A 16863-nucleotide genomic window follows, 5' to 3' on the forward strand; every position below is an offset into this window, starting at 1 on the left:
CTCGTGGGCGGGCTCGTTGTCGTGGGGGTGGGGGTGGGGGCGCGGGTGCGGGTGTCCGTGGCTGTGCGGATGGTCGTGGTCGTGGTCGTGATCGTTGCCGTGCGGGTGGTCGTGTGCGTGTGCCTGCCGCCGGTTTCGCCAGGCCCGTCGTACGAGGGTCGAGCCGGCCACCGTCACCAGGACGCCGCTCGCGATGCCCAGCCAGGCGATCACCGAGGGTGCCGCCGCCGAGCCCGCCGTGACCAGGAGGCCGAGGGCGACCACGCCGAGGGTGTGGGTGACCGTCACCGAGGCGGCGAGGGGCAGGACGTCCTTCATACGCGCCCGGCCTCCCCGCGCCGCGGCCACCGCGGCCATCAGGGTCTTGCCGTGGCCCGGTGCGAGGGCGTGCATCGCGCCGAGGGCGACGGCGATGAGAAGGGCGAGCGCGGCGAAACCGACGGTGAGGTCGTGGCGGGCCACCAGGGAGTCCAGGGCCCGGGTCCAGCGGTCGGCGCCGCGTGGCAGTACGGAGGCGGCGGGGGCGTCCGTCTGTTCCTCGGCGAGGGCCGGGCCGCCGGGCCGAACGCGCAGCGCGGCGGTCGTGGTGTCGGCGGGGGAGGAGAGCAACTCCTCGGGGTACTCGGTCAGTTCGCGGGACAGCGACTTCGTCGGTACGTCCGACTCCGTGAGCGTCGACCGGTCGCCGCGCGCGGTGATCTCCCGCCAGCCCGGGCCGGAGTCCGTGGCCGCGCTGCGGAAGCCGAGGGTGACCGTGTCGTCCTCCGGGAGCGGCGCAGTGAGGCGGCACTCCACGCGGAGGGTGTCGAGGCCTGCCTGGCCGGGCCGTACGCGCGCGCGGCTGGTCTGCGCGGTGAGGGCGACCGTGCGGCCGTCGACGGTGACCCTGCTGTCGTCGGCGGCCTGGGCGCACCGCTGCCGGGCCCACTCGGTCATGCCCAGTTTCTCGATGTCCGGGCCGGCCTGCGTCGCCGGAATCTCGGCGAGGTCCTCGACGTGGTCGACGCGCAGTTCGCCGGGGGCGGTGACGAGGCCGTCGTAGTGGTTGACGGTGAAGTTTCCGAGCGGGTGGGCGCCGGCGGCACCCGAGGGGACGAGTACGAGCGCGCAGGCGGCCGTCAGGACGGCCGCGGCGGAGACGAGGACGCGACGGGGCTGAAGCTTCACTTGGCCGCCTCCAGCGTCTTGCGGGCCTCGCGGGCTCCCAGTGGCGAGAAGCCGGGGTTGAGGTCCAGGGCCGCCTTCAGGTGGGTGCGGGCCTCCTTCTCGTTGCCCGTGGCGTGCTCGATGACGCCCCGGTGGTAGAGGAAGGCGGCGTTGCGGTAGCCGGTGGCCGTGGCGCGGCGGGCGTACGGCAGGGCCTCCTCGTCCTGGCCGTTGACGTGGAGGGCCCACGCGAGGGCGTCCGCGGTGTGCACGGTGTGGCGGCGGGCCCATTCGGCGCGGGCCGCGCGCAGGGCCTCGGCCTTGTCGCCGTGGTCGGCGGCGGCGAGCGCGGTGTCGAGGTCGGCGTTGACGCCGCCCGCGCGGGCGAGCGCCGTCCAGGCGTCGACGAGGGCGTACTGGTCGCCGGCCTTCGCCCGGTCGCCCTCGGCGCCCCGGGCCTCGTACAGCTCGCCGAGTTCGACGAGCGGGCCGGGCAGCGGGTAGCGCGCGACGACGGCCTCCATGCCCTTGATCGCGGCGGCACGGTCGCCGTTCGCGGCCTGGGTGCGGGCGCGGCCCTCCAGTGCGGGCAGGTAGCTGTCGTCGGCGGCCAGGGCGCGGGCGTAGTGGTCCAGGGCCGTCGCGTACTCGCCCTGGTTCCAAGCGAGTTGGCCGAGCGCGGTGGCCACGTACGCCACGTCCCCCGGGGTGGTGGCGGAGGCGAGTGCCTGCTCCAGCACCCGCCGCGCGGTGCTCACGTCGCCGCGCAGCTCGTGCACGTACGCGTACCGCGTGAAGACGGGAATGCCCGGTCGGCGTTCGTCCGCGAGGTCGGCGGCCTTCAAGGCGTCTTCGTAGCGGCCGAGTTCGACGAGTGCGTCGACACGGGAGGACAGGGCGCGCTCGCTGTACGGGTTCTGCTCCAGTGCCCGGTCGGCGTATGTGAGCGCGTCCTCGAAGTCGTGCCGCGCCGCGGCGAGGGCGGCGCGGCCGGCGAGTGCCTGGACGTTGTCGGGATCCAGGGCGAGGGAGCGCTTCAGAGCCCGCTCGGCCTGCGGATAGCGGGACGGGTCGCCCTTGGTCCGGGCCTGCTCGACGTACGCGAGGCCGAGGGTGGCCCAGCTGCCGAAGTCCTTCGGCTGGGACCGCAGATGATCTTGCAGCGCGGTGATACTCGCGTCGAGGTCACCACCGGTCAGCAACTCCGGCGACACGGCGGCGGGTGCGGACACGCGCACCGCGTCACCCCCGTCCCGCACGGCCCCGACCGCGATGGAACCGGCGGTGAAGGCGATGGCCAACAGGGCCGCACAACCGGCGAGTTGAGCGGCCCGCCAACGCCGGCCGGCCTCCCCGGCCCGCCGCACGGCGGCGACCCGCCGGTCGGCGGAGGCGCTTTCGGATTCCCCGGCGGGGCCAACCCCGCCCAGGGGCTCCGCGCCCGCTCCCGCGACGTCCGGATCCGCGTCGCCTTCCGGCGCGGGTGCCGCCGACGCGGCTCGGGCGTCCGGGACGGTGTCCGCTCCGGGCGGAGACTCGGCCTTCGACACGGGGGTCTCCGGCCCAGCTGAGGCGTTCACCGGCGCGGCTTCCGTCTCCGGCCCGGTTATGGTCTCCGACCGGGCCGCTTTCGCGTCGGCACCGGCTCCCGGCCGGGTTGCCGCCGCTGTGCCCTCGGCCTCCGGCCGGGTTGCCTCAGCCGTGTCCTCGGCCTCCGGCCGGGTTGCCCCCGGCGCGACAGGCTCCGGATCGGGGGCTGCCGGCGCAACCTCGGTATCCGGGCCGGCACCGGCGCCCGCGCCCGGCACGGCGGCCGTACTCGCGCTGCCCACGGGACCTGGCACAGCGGCCGTACCCGCACGGTCCTCGCGTCCCGGCCCTGTGGTGCTGCCCGCGCTGCCCGCGCTGCCTGTGCTGCCCGCGCTGCCCCCGGGTTCCGGCATGACCGTCGCACCTGGGCGGTCCTCGCGTCCCGGCCCCGCGGCCGTACCCGCACCGCGCTCACGCTCCGGGGGCGTCGGCCTGGGGCCCTGTTCGCTCTCCGGTGCGCCGTTGTTCGTACGCCGGGCCATGCCCTCTCCTAGGTCTGCTTGCCGTGCAGGGAAGCTGCGGCGCGGCCCGCGCCGTGGGGGATGGGTACGTGCGGGCCGCGCCAGTTGGTGGGGAGTACGGACTAGTACGCCCGTCCCCTCATTCGGCGCCACCACATGAGGGCCGTGCCGATGAGGAGGATTCCGGCCGCGCCGGCGCCCGCGGAGGCGGCGATCAGGGTGGTGTCGTCGCTGCCGTCCGCACCGGCCGGCTGAAGCGCGTCGCCGATCTGGCTGCGGACGTCGTTGCCGTCGGTCGTGCCCTTGGCGAGCGGGCCGCGGGATCCCTCGGTCGGGAGAGCGACGTACGGGAAGGCCTTCTCGAAGTCCTTGTCGTTCTTGTCGACGGCGTCGCCCAAGTCGTTCTTGGCGCCGAGCAGTTCACCCTCGACGACCTGGAGCGAGGCGTCGATCACGTCGTCGGTGAGGCGGCGTCCGTTCGGGAAGCCGGCATTGTCGCCGTCGAGGACACCGAGGCGCTTGGGGTCGTCCACCGGCTCGATCGAGGTGTTCAGGCGCAGTTCCTCCGCCGCGCGCACGTGCGGCGGCTGGTTGAGGCCCTTCACGCCCTTCAGGAAGACGTCGACGAGATCGTTGCGCGGCTCGTCGGGCGCGTCGATCTTGTAGATCGCCTCGATGAGCTTCGGCAGCTCGGGGTTGGTCACGTTCTTGAGGAACTGGGCGTCGTCCCAGGGCGCGGACGCGTTGAACTTGTCCTTGTCCTTGATGGGGTTGACGACCTCGTTGACCAGCGGGTTGCCGAGCCGCGAGACCTGGGAGTAGTAGCCCTGCGCGTTCTTGCGCTGGGTCGTCGACCAGATGCCGACGATCGGCTGCTCCGCCGACTCGGTGATCATGTGGGTCGGGACCTGGAGGGCGATGGAGTTGACGTTGTAGCCCTTGAGCGTGTCGTTGCCGACCTCGGTGAGGTTCCCGCCGTACAGCAGGTCGAAGACGCGCAGGTCCAGGAAGAACGGGTCGTCGGCCTGGCCGGCGAACGTCGTCGAGCCGCCGGGCAGCTCGTGCACCGCCTGGTCGCGCAGCTTGGCGTAGTCCGGCATGGACGCCTTGCCGACGTTCGACGGCGCCACCGGCACGTCGTCGGCGACCTTCGTCTTCGACACCAGCTTCTGGTGCTTCAGCTTTATCAGCTCGATGTCGTACGTCTGTGTGATGTTGAGGTCCGGGTCGTCCAGGCTCTCGACCGGCCCGGTGTTGTACAGGAACGTCTTCTTGTTCTTGACGTGCGTCTTGAAGGTGAAGCGGTACAGCAGCTCGCCCTGCGCGTCACCGTTGTTGTCGATGTGGAGGTCGTACTGCGCGTCCTCGGCGAACGGGAAGAAGTTCGGACCGCCGGCCGGCTCCTCGAAGGGGATCCAGTTCGCCACGATCGTCGTCGTGTCCGGCTTGTCCGGGCTGACGAACGCGTACACGTCCGTGTTGTCGTACTGGGGCTGCCCGGAGATCAGCGGGGCCTCCCGGTGACTGGAGGCGGAGGCCGCCCCCGGTTCCAGCGCGGTCACGCCGGCGGCTGCGAGCCCCCCGGCGGCCAACGCACCACATACGAGGGTCGCGAGGTGCTTGCGTCCCGCACCGCTCCTGGAGATAGGTGTCATGCCGTCCGTCCTCAGTCCAACTTGCCTGACGCCGGGGGATTCGGAGCGGGGGCCGGGCCGGATTGGTCGAATCTGAAAAGTCTTTTTCTGCCTGCTGGACCCGCGTTTTCGGCCCGTTGATCCGTAAACCCATCCGGAGGTGTGTTCGTTGCGAATACCTCGTGGGACGGGGCGGGCCGGGTGCGGCATGCAGAGAAGGGGGGCCGGGGTGGAGGCGGACGAGCTTCTGATGCTCGTGGCGGGCGGCGACCAGAGGGCGTTCGAGGAGCTGTACGCACTGGTGTCCGGGCCCGTGTTCGGGCTCGTCAGACGGGTCGTACGGGATCCGGCGCAGTCGGAGGAGGTGTCGCAGGAAGTGTTGCTCGAACTCTGGCGGTCCGCGGGGCGGTTCGACCCGGGGCGGGGCAGCGCGCTGTCCTGGATCCTCACCCTCGCCCACCGCCGGGCCGTCGACCGGGTGCGCAGCGCCCGCGCGGCCGGTGAACGGGAGCAGCGCGAGGCCCGGCGGTCCCACCACCCCGCCTTCGACCAGGTCACCGAGGAGGTGGAGGCCGGCCTCGAACGCGAGTGGGTGCGCCGCTGTCTGGACCGCCTCACGGCTCTGCAACGCCAGTCGGTGACACTCGCCTATTACGAGGGGTACACCTACCGTGAAGTGGCCGAGCGGCTCTCGTTGCCGCTCGGTACGGTGAAGACGCGGATGCGTGACGGGCTGACCCGCATGCGCGACTGCCTGGGAGGTGTGGCATGAGTCTTTTCCGGCGGGAGGACCTCCACTCCCTGGCCGCGCCCTACGCCCTGGACGCCCTGGAACCCGACGAGCGCCGCCGCTTCGAGAAGCACCTGAAGAAGTGCGACAGCTGCGCCGCCGAGGTACGCGCCCTGGCCGAGGACGCCGTCCGGCTCGCCTGGTCGGAGGCCGCCCCGCCGCCGGCCGCGATGCGCGAACGGGTCCTGGCCGCCGTGCGTGCGACTCCCCAGGAGGCGGCCCGGCAGGAACCGGCACGCGCGCGTACGCCCCAGCTTCCGCCGCACGTGTGGGGTGTGCAGCCGCCGCCGCGCGCCCGTGAGCGGCGGCGGACCCCCCTGTTCGTGCCCTTCGCCACGGCCACCGCCGCGGCGGCCCTCGTGGTGGCGTCCCTGTTCGCCGTCCAGGCGGGGCAGACGGAGGACCAACTGAACGCCGAGCGGGCCCAGGCGCGTGAGATCGCCCACGTTCTCGCGGCTCCCGATGCGCGGGCGACGACGGGCCGGGACACCGAGGGCCGCAGTATCGGAGTGATCGCTTCCGCATCGGAGGGGAGCGCGGTCGTCACCCTGAGCGGATACGACGACCTGCCGAGCGACCGCGTGCGCCAACTGTGGCTCATGCGCCCCGACGCGCAACCGCGCTCCCTCGGGCTCTTCGACGCCGACACGCCCTTGGTCGCGTCCGGTCTCGACACCTCCGCCACATCACTCGCTGTGACTGTCGAGCCTGATGGGGGCTCGCCGCAGCCCACTACCCAGCCGGTTGTCCAACTCGCCCTGAAATCAGTTGGATTCGGAGAGTGATCAAGGAGGGGTCGTCAACCTGCTTACGGGGAAGGTGAATCCTGTGACCGCGATACACGAGTGCCCCAAGGGGGCGATAGGGTTACCCTGCCCGGGCCGGGTGGACTCGTACGGGTGGGGAGTGACATGGAACAGATAACAGTGCGCAGCAGGGCACGTGTCCCTGCGATCACCTGCGGGAGCAGCGCGACCAGTTCGCGCCTCGACCGCCATCTCTCGGTGCTGGGTGGACCTGCCGTCCCGCAGCGGGAGACGGTCGAGGCGACCTCGCTGATGCGTGAGCTGACCGCGCGTGACACCGCGCACGAGCGCAGCCCCAGGGGTGCGCGAGTGAGCCGGGTCTCGCTCTTCGCGCCGCTGCGCCGACTGCGTCGTTCGCTGTTCGGCGGGCGCTGAGCCTGCGCGTTCAGAGTTCCTGACCCGCGCTCAGGCGGCCACACCTGTCCGGCGCAGTGCTGCGATCCCGTCGTCCGTCATCCCCACGGCATGCAGTGGCGCCAGGTGTGTCCGCCGAGCGCGGGTACGTCTCCTGCACTCTCACCTCCCGTCGGCCCCGCGCAACATCTCCGTCTTGCACACCTGCTGACCCGGCAACGCCGCCGCCCGCCCTTGGGGCGGACGGCGGGAACGTGACGACAGGGCCCGGGGTTCAGCGCTCGCCGTGCGCGTACCGCCGCACGGCGAGCGGCACGAACACCGCGAGCAGGACCGCGCACCAGGCCAGCGACCCGGCCATGGGATGCGCCACCGGCCAGGCCGCCCCCTCCGGTACGGGGGCGTTGCCGAAGAGGTCCCGCAGGGCCGTCGTCACCGCGCTGATCGGGTTCCACTCGGCGACCGTCCTGAGCCAGCCCGGCAGCCCGTCGGCCGGGATGTACGCGTTGGACAGCAGCGGCAGCAGGAAGGTCGCGCCGCCGAGCTGGCCCGCCGCCTCCTCGTTGCGGGTGAGCAGGCCGAGGAAGATCCCGATCCAGGTCGTCGCGAACCGGAACAGCAGCAACAGGCCGAAGGCGCCCACCGCCTCCAGGGCGCTCCGCTCGATCCGCCAGCCCACCGCGAGCCCCACCAGCAACACCGGCACCGTCCCGGCCGCCGTGACGACCAGGTCCGCGACCGCCTGCCCCAGCGGCACGGCCGCCCGGCTCATCGGCAGCGTGCGGAAGCGGTCCATCACGCCCCGGTGGGTGTCCTGGGCCGCCTGGAACATCCCGGTCATGATCCCGTTCGCGGCGGTCGCCACCAGCAGGCCCGGCACCAGGAACGCGCGGTACTCCTCGCCCGGCATCGCCAGCGCGCTGCCGAAGACGTAGCCGAAGAACAGCAGCATGCTGATCGGCATGGTCTGGCTCAGGATCAGAAACCCCGGGTTGTTCCGTATCCGCCGCAGCTGACGGCCGAGCATCGCGGTCCCGTCGTACGCCAGGGTGGTCATGCCACACGCTCCTTGAGGTCGTCGGTGAGCCGGAGGAACACGTCGTCGAGGGTCGGGGGACGCAGACTCGCGTCCAGCAACGGCACGCCTGCCGCGTCCAGTTCGCGCACCAGGCGGGGAAGCGTGAGCGTCGAGTCCCGGCTGACCGCGCCGACCGAGTTCCGCTCGTGGTCGAACGAAGGCTGCGCACCGGTGAGTTGATCCAGTACGGCCGCCGCATTCGCCAGCACGTCCGGGTCCGCGACGACGACCTCGACGTGTGTCCCGATGAGCGACTTGAGCTGGGCCGGCGAGCCCGTGTGCGTGACCTGCCCCCGGTCCACCAGGGCGATGTCGTGGGCGAGTTGGTCGGCCTCCTCCAGGTACTGCGTGGTCAGCAGCACGGTCGTGCCGTCCGCGGTGAGGTCGCGCACGGCGTCCCAGATCAGGTTCCGGCTGGCCGGGTCGAGACCGGTGGTCGGCTCGTCGAGGAACAGCACCTCGGGGCGGCGGATCAGGCTCGCCGCCAGGTCCAGCCGGCGGCGCATCCCGCCCGAGTAGGTGGACGCGGGCCGGTCGGCGGCCTCGGCCAGCCCGAAGCGGTCCAGGAGCTCGCCGGCCCGCTCGGCAGGCCCCCGCACCCGGTGGAGCCGGGCGAACAGGCGCAGGTTCTCGCGCCCGGTCAGGTCCCCGTCGACCGACGCGTACTGCCCGGTGACGCCGATCCTGCGCCGTACGGCGGCCGCTTCCCGGACGAGGTCGTGCCCGGCGATCCGCGCGGAGCCCGCGTCCGGTCGCAGCAGGGTCGTGAGCAGTCGTACGGCCGTCGTCTTGCCCGCCCCGTTCGGGCCGAGGATTCCGCAGACCGTGCCGGTCGCCACCGCGAGATCCAGGCCGCGCAGGGCGTGGACGTCACCGAACCGCTTCTCCAGGCCTTCACTAAGTACAGCGTACGTAGAAGTCATGTCCCGACCATAGCGCACTACGTACGCTGTACGTAACTAGGATGGTGGTCGAGGTGATGATCGATGGCGGGCCGAGCGGCCGTACCCGAAGTGATCTGGGCCCGTCCGGAACGGACGGGCCGTGGGCCGAAGCCGGCGTTCACGCGCGCGGACGTCGCGGCGGCGGCCGTGCGGATCGCGGACGCGCGGGGGCTGGACGCCGTCTCCATGCGGCACGTCGCGGCCGAAGTGGGCTGCGGAACGATGTCGCTGTACAACTACGTACCGCGCAAGGAGGACCTGTACGAGCTGATGCTCGATGCCGTGGGCGCCGAGCACGACATCCGCGAGCCCTCGGGCGACTGGCGCGCCGACATGCTCCGCAACGCCCATGAGACCCGCGCGATCATGCACCGCCACACATGGGTGCCGCGTCTGATGGCCGGGGTCTACGGCTTCAGCCCCAACACCCTGCGCTATCTGGAGCACTGCCTGGCCTGCCTCGAACCGCTCGAGCTCCCGTACAGCGCGAAGATGGAGCTCGTCGCGTTGCTCAACGGCGTCGTGACGACGTACACCGCGAACGAACTCACCACCGCCGAGCGGACCCGCTCCATGCCCTGGTCCGAGGAGGAGGAGAACGCGGTCCGGATCGCCTACCTCGGCAGCCAGGTGGCCACCGGCGCCTATCCGCGGCTGGCGGCGGCCTTCATGGAGGACGCGGGGCCGATCGACCTGGAGGCGGTGTTCGACCGGGCGCTGCAGCGGGTCATGGACGCCTTCGAGCCCAGGGACTAGAGGCCGGAGGCTAGATCAGCGCGAACTGGCCTTCCGGGCCCTCCTCGTGGTGGTCGAAGACGGACGCCGGCCTGCGTGCCGCCTCCGGCACCGGCAGCACGCCCGCCGTGCGCAGCTCCTGTGCGGTGATCGGTGCCGTCACCGTCAACTCCTCCTGCCGGGGCATCAGTTCCGCCAGCAGCGCCAGCACCGTGATCAGCTCCAGCAGCTCCGACGTCCACGCCTGTGGCCACGTCGTCGGACGGATCGCCTCCAGCGTGCCCGGCTCGGGGTCGGCGGTGCGGGCCGTGAACCACTGCTCCAGTACGCGTGTTCCGCCCACCTCGAAGTCCCAGGACTGTGGCGGCACCGGGGAGATGCGGCCCTCGTCGAGGAGGAGGGCCTCCTCGTCGCGGTCGTAGTGCAGGGTCAGGGGACGGGTGGGCAGGGGTGCGCGGACGTACGGGCGGCGGCCGCCCGGCAGCTTCGGGCGGTCGCCGTGGCGGCGCAACAACCACAGGACGCGGTGCCCGAGTTCGACGCCGCGTGCCCAGAGTTCGGGGTCGGCGGTGAGGGGGACGGTGAGGCCGGGGCGTACCGCCGTCACGGTCCAGGCCAGGAGGTCCGCCGGGGTGGGGGAGAGGCCGAGGCGGCTGGCCAGGTGGTCCAGCAGGCCCGGTGCCAGGTTGGGTTCCGCGCCGCCGGGTCGGCGGTAGAGGGGGCGGATGCGGCCGGGGCGGAGGAGCGGGAGCAGCGAGGTCGCGAGGAGGAGGGGGCCGGGGGTGTCGGGCGTCTCCGTGACGAAGATCTGGTGCTCGTCCGCCACCCGCCACAGCTCGGGCCGGGCCGCGTCGATCAGACGGTGGTCGGGGATCAGCCACTGTTCGTCGAAGGGCGCGTGCAGCACCCGTACGGGCTCCGGGCAGCGGCCCGAGGCGCGGACCAGCTTCTGCGTGCCGGCGGAATGGCCCGGCAGCCGGCCGACCGCCGAGCGCAGGGTGCGCGAGCGGGTCGGCTGGAACAGGGCCTCGCGGTCCGGGCCCTCGGCCTTCATCAGGGCGTCCCAGCGGGCTCTGAGGGATGCCGGGTCCGGGCCCGTCGGCCACCCTCGGCCGAGCCGCGGCGGTGCGACGGACCACGGCATGAGGTCCGCCAGCGGCGGAGCGTCGTCGTGCGTCACGCTGGGCATCGTACGACCTGTCACGGACGGCCGGCTCAGGTGGCGTCCAGCGTCACCGTGAAGGAGAAGCGGTCGCCCCGGTAGTGGATGACCGCCGCGTCCAGCACCTGCCCGTCCGTGTCGTAGGTGACGCCCGTGTAGTGCAGGATCGGGCTGAGCAGCGGGACTTGGAGCAGACGTGCCGTCTCCGGGTCCGCGAGGCGGGCCTCCACGGTGTCCGTGATGCGGCTGATGTCCGCCTTGACGAGGTCCCGGAGCACCTTGGTCATCGGCCAGCGGACCAGGTCGTCCGGGTCGATGCGCGCGGCGAGTTCGGGACGGACGTAGTTGCGGGCGTGATTGGTCGGTTCGCCGGTCTTCTCGTCGCCGCGCAGGCGGTGGTACGTCGCCACCTCGGTGAGGTCCGGGAAGTACTCGGCGAGTTCGGCCGGCACGGGCGCCTTGCCGTGGTCGAGCAACCGGGTCGCCATGCCGGACTGCTGGGCCACGATCGCGTCGACCGAGCCGAGCAGCCGCACGGGGGCGCCCCTGCGGGCGTCCGGCTCGATGAACGTGCCGCGCCTGCGGTGGCGCGTGATCAGGCCCTCGTCCTCCAGCTCCTTCAGCGCCTGCCGCATGGTCAGCACGCTCACCCCGTAGTGCCCCGCCAACTGCTCCTCGGTGGGCAGCCGCAGCGGGTCCTGCAGCGAGCGGCCCAGTATCGAGGCGCGCAGCGACTGCGACACCTGGTACCAGAGCGGCAGTTTGCGGTTCAGGACGATCGAGTCCGGGGCGAAGGAGGTCACGGGGCCATCCGTACCGGTAGGGAATCTTCAGTGCAAGGGGCGGAAATGCCGCTCCAGGCCCTGCCACACGTCGTCGTAGCCCTGCTGGAGATGCTCCGCCCGGGCCGCGTGCGGGGTCAGGGTCACCGGCCAGCGGGTCTCGAACATGAACGCCAGCCCGTCGTCGACCTTCTGCGGCCTCAGCTCCGCGGCGCTCGCCCGGTCGAACGTGTCCCGGTCCGGCCCGTGCGCCGACATCATGTTGTGCAGCGAGCCGCCGCCGGCCACGAAGCCCCCCGGGCCGGAGGTCTTCGCGTCGTAGGCGCCCTCGATGAGCCCCATGTACTCGCTCATCACGTTCCGGTGGAAGTACGGCGGCCGGAAGGTGTTCTCGCCCACCAGCCAGCGCGGTGCGAACACGACGAAGTCGACGCCGGCCAGGCCGGGAGTGTCCGACGGTGACGTCAGCACCGTGAAGATCGACGGGTCGGGATGGTCGTACGAGATGCTCCCGAGCACATTGAAACGGTGCAGGTCATAGACGTACGGCACATGGTTGCCGTGCCAGGCGACGACATCGAGGGGCGAGTGGTCGTACGTGGCCGTCCAGAGGTTGCCGCAGAACTTGTTCACCACCTCCACCGGGCCCTCGACGTCCTCGTACGCGGCGACCGGCGCCCGGAAGTCCCGGGGGTTGGCGAGGCCGTTGGCGCCGATGGGCCCGAGGTCGGGGAGGTGGAAGGGGGCGCCGTAGTTCTCGCACACATAGCCGCGGGCCGTCGCGCGCCGCGCGCCACCGGGCTCGGCGTCCAGCAGCTCGACACGGAAGCGCACCCCACGGGGAATCAGCGCCACATGTCCCGGCTCCACATGCAGCAGCCCGAACTCCGTGCGCAGCAGCAGCGCGCCGCGCTCCGGCACGATCAGCAGCTCGCCGTCCGCGTCGCTGAAGACACGGTCCATCGAGGAGTCGGCGTGGTAGAGGTGCACGGCCATGCCGGTGCGCTGGGTGGCGTCGCCGTTGCCGCCGAGGGTCCACAGGCCGGCGAGGAAGTCGGTGCCCTCCGTGGGGTCGGGCAGGGGGTCCCAGCGCAGCCGGTTCGGGTCCGGCACGGACTCCGTGAAGGGAGCCGTGCGGATCCAGCCGTTGTGCGTGTGGGTGAACGCCGGGTGCGCTGCCGACGGGCGGATGCGGTACAGCCACGAGCGGCGGTTGTGCGCCCGGGGCTCGGTGAAGGCCGAACCGCTGAGCTGCTCCGCGTAGAGCCCGAGGGGGGCGCGCTGGGGTGAGTTGCGGCCTTCGGGCAGTGCGCCCGGGACGGCCTCCGAGCTGTGCTCGTTGCCGAAACCGGAGAGGTAGGTGAGTCCCTCGGCGGTCTTCCGCGCTCCCCCACGCTCGAACCCGCTCGCGCGGGAGGTACCCCCATCGCTCATGATCGCTCCCTTGCGGTCTGATTCCTATGTATCACCGTAGGATTGCGTTTTCCCGGGCGCAAGAGGGCCGCGGCGACCTCCCGGTGCCCCCTCTCGTCCTGCGGGCCTCCTCTCGGAGGACGAGAGGAGCCGCCCGGAACCAGACTCCAGGGGGATACGAGGTGTCGTACCGGTGTTCTACGCTCCCCGGCATGGCGTGGACGCGGGCACTTCTTGCTGCGCTCGCGGTCTGTGTCCTGCTGCTGACCGGATCCGCCGGCTGTGGCACCGGCGGTGCGGACGAGCAGAAGAACGGCGGCGACGCACCCTCACCGGTGGGCGAGGTCCTCAACGACACGGACGGCGAAGGGCGGCACTACAGGGAGGTCGACGACAAGGAGGCACCCGACGTCGGCATCGAGGTGCAGCCCGACACCGACGACAGCTGGCGCGTCCGGCTGGCCCTCCAGGACTTCCGCTTCTCGCCCGCCGGTGCCAAGGAGGCGGTGGCCGGCCGCGGGATCGTCCGCCTCTTCGTGGACGGTCACCTCGTCGCCCGGCTGCGCACCCCCGAGTACCGCCTCTCCGCCCGCTACGTCCCGCACGGCACCCACCACGTCACCGCCCGCCTGTACGCCGACGACGGCACGGTGTGGGCCGTCGACGGCGAGCCGGTCGAGAGCACGGCGGACATCACGGCGTCGGGATCCTCGGGTCCCTCCGGGTCGTCGGCGCCCTCGGCGCTCTCGGGGCCGGAACGCGCCGGGACCACGAACGACGCGCTGAGCGCACCGGGCCCCGGGCTCCGTACTGAGGGTCGAGGTTCCCCGGACCGCGGCGGAAAGGCATCATGAAGTCCGTGCCCCAAGCGACATCGCTCCGCCGAGCGCCCGTGCAGCGGCGCAGTGCCGAACGGCTGACGAGGATCCTCGACGCCTGCGCCGACCTCCTCGACGAGGTCGGCTACGACGCCCTGAGCACCCGGGCCGTCGCCCTGCGTGCCGGCGTCCCCATCGGCTCGGTCTACCGCTTCTTCGGCAACAAGCGCGCGATGGCCGACGCCCTCGCCCAGCGCAACCTCGAGCGCTACACCGAGCGTGTCACCGAGCGCCTCCAGGGGACCGGCGAGGGCGGCTGGCGGGCGGCCATGGACGCCGTACTCGACGAGTACCTCGCCATGAAGCGCACCGCCCCAGGCTTCTCCCTCGTCGATTTCGGCAACCAGATCCCGGTCGGCTCCGGCCACGCCGAACCCAACCACCGCGTCGCAGACCGCCTCACCGACCTCCTCTCCGGCTACCTGGACCGCACTCCGGACGAGGCCCTGCGCCGCACCTTCCTCGTCGCCGTGGAAGCCGCCGACACCCTCGTCCACCTGGCCTTCCGGGTGTCTCCGGAGGGCGACGAGAAGATCATCGGGGAGACTCGGGAACTGCTGCGGGCGTACTTGGCGCGAGTGCTGGACTGACGCCCCGGCTCCCCGCCCGCGGCTGCTGCCGCCAGGTCTCGTTCCCGGCACCCCCTCCCCACATGACATACCGCCCGGTATGCTCGGCGCGAGCCCGTGCGTCACCGTCGTCGCCGTCCTCAGGGAGGACCCGTGTCCCGCACCGCCCTGCGTATCTGCCCCCTCTGTGAGGCCACCTGCGGCCTGACCCTGACCATCGAGGGGACCCGGGTGACCGGCGCCCGTGGTGACCGTGACGACGTGTTCAGTCGCGGGTTCATCTGTCCCAAGGGGGCCTCCTTCGGAGCCGTCGACGGGGATCCCGACCGGCTGCGCACGCCCCTTGTGCGCAAGGACGGCGCATTGCGCGAGGCCACCTGGGAGGAGGCGTTCGACGCGGTCGCCGCCGGGATCCGGAGCGTCGTCGAGCGGTACGGCGCGAACTCCGTCGGCGTCGTCCTCGGCAACCCCAACGTGCACACCATGGCCGGTGCGCTGTATCCGCCGGTGCTTCTCGCGGGGCTCGGCACCCGCAGCATCTTCACCGCGTCCACCGTCGACCAGATGCCCAAGCACGTCTCCAGCGGGCTGCTGTACGGCGACGCCAACGCGATCCCCGTACCGGACCTCGACCACACCGACCACCTGCTGCTGCTCGGCGCCAACCCCCTGGAGTCCAACGGGAGTCTGTGCACCGCACCCGACTTCCCCGGCAAGCTCAAGGCGCTCAAGGCCCGCGGCGGCACGCTCACCGTCGTCGACCCCCGCCGCACCCGCACCGCCAAGCTCGCCGACCGGCACCTCGCGATCCGGCCCGGCACCGACGCCCTGCTGCTCGCGGCGATGGCGCACGTTCTCTTCGAGGAAGGCCTCGTGGACCTCGGTGACCTGGCCCCCCACGTGCAAGGGCTCGACGAACTCGCCGCATCCGTAGAGGACTTCACTCCCGAGGCCGTGGCCGACGCCTGCGACGTGGACGCCGTCACGATCCGCACCCTGGCCCGCGAACTCGCCGCCGCCCCCACCGCCGCCGTATACGGCCGCATCGGCAGCTGCACGGTTCCGCACGGCACCCTGGCCAGCTGGCTCGTCGACGTGCTCAACATCCTCACCGGCAACCTCGACCGCCCCGGTGGCGCCCTCTTCCCGCAGGCGGCCACCGACAAGACGCCCCGCCCGGCCGGGCCCGGTCACGGCTTCGGGCTCGGGCGCTGGCGCTCCCGGGTGAGCGGGCACCCGGAGGCGAAGGGGGAGCTGCCGCTCTCCGCGCTCGCCGAGGAGATCGACACGGCCACCGAGGAGGGCGAGCCGATCCGGGCGCTCGTCGCGGTCGCCGCCAACCCGGTGCTGTCCGCCCCCGACGGGGACCGGCTCGACAAGGCCCTGGGCTCTCTCGACTTCATGGTCAGTGTCGACCCGTACCTGAACGAGACCTCGCGCCACGCACACGTCGTGCTGCCGCCGCCCCCGCCCTCCCAGAGCCCGCACCACGACTTCGCCTTCAACACCCTCGCCGTCCGCAACCAGGTCCGCTACAGCCGTCCCGCGGTGCCCCTGGAGCCCGGCAGGATGGCCGAGACCGAGATCCTGGCCCGGCTGATCCTGGCCGCGACCGGCATGCACGGCGCCGACCCGGCCGCCGTCGACGCGATGGTGATCGACCAGACCCTCGGCAAGGCGGTCAAGGAGCCGCACTCCCCGGTCCACGGCCGGGACCCGCGCGAGCTCGCCGCACAGCTCACCGGCGAGAGCGGTCCCGAGCGGCGGCTCGACCTGATGCTGCGCCTGGGTCCGTACGGCGACGGCTTCGGCGTGCGACCGGACGGGCTGAGCCTGGAGAAGCTGCTGGCCCACCCGCACGGCATGGATCTCGGCCCGCTCCGGCCCCGCCTGCCGCAGCCGTTGAAGACCCGCAGCGGCAAGGTCGAGCTGTTGCCGCAGCCGATCGCCGGCGACCTGCCCCGCCTCCGGCAGGCACTGGGCGAGCGCCCCGCCGGGCTCGTCCTGGTCGGCCGGCGCCACCTGCGTTCCAACAACAGCTGGATGCACAACGTCCCCGCTCTCACCGGCGGCACCAACCGCTGCACCCTGCACATCCACCCCGAGGACGCCGAACGGCTGGGGGTGCGCGACGGGGCGCCCGTGCGCGTCAAGGGCGCCGGGGGAGAGGTGACCGCCCCCGCCGAGGTCACCGACGGCGTGCGCCGGGGTGTGGTGAGCCTGCCGCACGGCTGGGGTCACGACCGTCCCGGCACCCGGCTGAACCACGCCTCCGCCGACCCCGGAGTCAACGTCAACCAGATCCTCGACGGCAGCCTGCTCGACCCCCTCTCGGGCAACGCCGTCCTCAACGGAGTGCCCGTCGAAGTCGCCGTCGTGACCGAAAAGTTCCCCGCTCTGACCTGAGCAAAGCTGTGACCAGGAGTTTTGCGCTTATTGCTCGCACGTCAACGTCTTGTTAACGCCGCTTGACGAGTCCTAACGTCGTCGCACCGCCGGCCCTGGTGGGAGTTCAAGGGCG

Annotated in this window: 15 protein-coding genes; 7 read left to right on the forward strand and 8 right to left on the reverse strand. The window is 72.1% G+C overall.

Annotated features, from left to right (window positions below; genetic code table 11):
• The 3 genes from ADK57_RS37310 to ADK57_RS37320 form a co-directional block, all read right to left on the reverse strand.
• A partial coding sequence (locus ADK57_RS37310) for a nickel transporter (RefSeq protein WP_053754120.1) occupies positions 1 to 1167 on the reverse strand: 1167 nt, incomplete at its 3' end.
• On the reverse strand, positions 1164 to 3218 hold the full coding sequence (locus tag ADK57_RS37315) for a tetratricopeptide repeat protein (protein ID WP_234390530.1): 2055 nt from the start codon (positions 3216 to 3218) through the stop codon (positions 1164 to 1166). The genes ADK57_RS37315 and ADK57_RS37310, both read right to left, overlap by 4 nt.
• Positions 3219 to 3319: 101 nt before the next feature.
• Positions 3320 to 4852 (reverse strand): DUF4331 domain-containing protein, encoded by a 1533-nt coding sequence (locus ADK57_RS37320; protein WP_053754121.1) that lies wholly within the window; start codon positions 4850 to 4852, stop codon positions 3320 to 3322.
• Positions 4853 to 5060: 208 nt separating this feature from the next.
• Between ADK57_RS37320 and ADK57_RS37325 the strand changes: the two genes are divergently transcribed.
• From ADK57_RS37325 to ADK57_RS37335, 3 genes are all read left to right on the forward strand, one after another.
• On the forward strand, positions 5061 to 5603 hold the full coding sequence (locus ADK57_RS37325; RefSeq protein ID WP_053754122.1) for a sigma-70 family RNA polymerase sigma factor: 543 nt from the start codon (positions 5061 to 5063) through the stop codon (positions 5601 to 5603).
• Complete coding sequence (locus tag ADK57_RS37330) at positions 5600 to 6406, forward strand: anti-sigma factor (protein WP_053754123.1); 807 nt, start codon at positions 5600 to 5602, stop codon at positions 6404 to 6406. Before ADK57_RS37325 ends, ADK57_RS37330 begins: the two co-directional genes overlap by 4 nt.
• A gap of 126 nt (positions 6407 to 6532) precedes the next feature.
• A complete protein-coding gene (locus ADK57_RS37335; RefSeq protein WP_053754124.1) occupies positions 6533 to 6802 on the forward strand; it encodes a hypothetical protein in 270 nt (89 codons plus the stop codon).
• Positions 6803 to 7055: 253 nt separating this feature from the next.
• On the opposite strand, the gene ADK57_RS37340 is transcribed toward ADK57_RS37335, so the two are convergent.
• Positions 7056 to 7838 carry an ABC transporter permease gene (locus tag ADK57_RS37340; RefSeq protein WP_053754125.1) on the reverse strand — a complete coding sequence of 261 codons (783 nt, stop codon included), beginning with the start codon at positions 7836 to 7838 and terminating at the stop codon, positions 7056 to 7058.
• Positions 7835 to 8782, reverse strand: a complete 948-nt coding sequence (locus tag ADK57_RS37345) for an ATP-binding cassette domain-containing protein (protein ID WP_053754126.1) — start codon at positions 8780 to 8782, stop codon at positions 7835 to 7837. Before ADK57_RS37345 ends, ADK57_RS37340 begins: the two co-directional genes overlap by 4 nt.
• Positions 8783 to 8845: 63 nt before the next feature.
• Here ADK57_RS37345 and ADK57_RS37350 point away from each other — a divergent pair, with 63 nt between their 5' ends.
• A complete protein-coding gene (locus tag ADK57_RS37350) occupies positions 8846 to 9559 on the forward strand; it encodes a TetR/AcrR family transcriptional regulator C-terminal domain-containing protein (protein ID WP_053754127.1) in 714 nt (237 codons plus the stop codon).
• 10 nt (positions 9560 to 9569) lie between these two features.
• On the opposite strand, the gene ADK57_RS37355 is transcribed toward ADK57_RS37350, so the two are convergent.
• The 3 genes from ADK57_RS37355 to hmgA are packed head-to-tail and all read right to left on the reverse strand — an operon-like array spanning position 9570 to position 12916.
• Positions 9570 to 10727 (reverse strand): type ISP restriction/modification enzyme, encoded by a 1158-nt coding sequence (locus ADK57_RS37355; protein WP_053754128.1) that lies wholly within the window; start codon positions 10725 to 10727, stop codon positions 9570 to 9572.
• A 26-nt stretch (positions 10728 to 10753) separates the two neighbouring features.
• Positions 10754 to 11503 (reverse strand): GntR family transcriptional regulator, encoded by a 750-nt coding sequence (locus tag ADK57_RS37360; protein WP_053754129.1) that lies wholly within the window; start codon positions 11501 to 11503, stop codon positions 10754 to 10756.
• A gap of 27 nt (positions 11504 to 11530) precedes the next feature.
• Positions 11531 to 12916 (reverse strand): homogentisate 1,2-dioxygenase, encoded by a 1386-nt coding sequence (gene hmgA / locus ADK57_RS37365; protein ID WP_053754130.1) that lies wholly within the window; start codon positions 12914 to 12916, stop codon positions 11531 to 11533.
• Positions 12917 to 13107: 191 nt separating this feature from the next.
• Here hmgA and ADK57_RS37370 point away from each other — a divergent pair, with 191 nt between their 5' ends.
• The 3 genes from ADK57_RS37370 to ADK57_RS37380 all read left to right on the forward strand — a co-directional run bounded on the left by ADK57_RS37370 (position 13108) and on the right by ADK57_RS37380 (position 16748).
• Complete coding sequence (locus ADK57_RS37370; RefSeq protein ID WP_053754131.1) at positions 13108 to 13749, forward strand: hypothetical protein; 642 nt, start codon at positions 13108 to 13110, stop codon at positions 13747 to 13749.
• Positions 13746 to 14363, forward strand: a complete 618-nt coding sequence (locus ADK57_RS37375) for a TetR/AcrR family transcriptional regulator (protein WP_053754132.1) — start codon at positions 13746 to 13748, stop codon at positions 14361 to 14363. The genes ADK57_RS37370 and ADK57_RS37375 overlap by 4 nt, the downstream gene beginning before the upstream one ends.
• A 132-nt stretch (positions 14364 to 14495) precedes the next feature.
• On the forward strand, positions 14496 to 16748 hold the full coding sequence (locus tag ADK57_RS37380; RefSeq protein ID WP_053754133.1) for a molybdopterin oxidoreductase family protein: 2253 nt from the start codon (positions 14496 to 14498) through the stop codon (positions 16746 to 16748).
• The last annotated feature ends 115 nt before the right edge of the window (positions 16749 to 16863 follow it).

Origin of the sequence: Streptomyces sp. MMG1533, from assembly GCF_001279775.1 — a bacterium.
GTDB lineage: Bacteria > Actinomycetota > Actinomycetes > Streptomycetales > Streptomycetaceae > Streptomyces.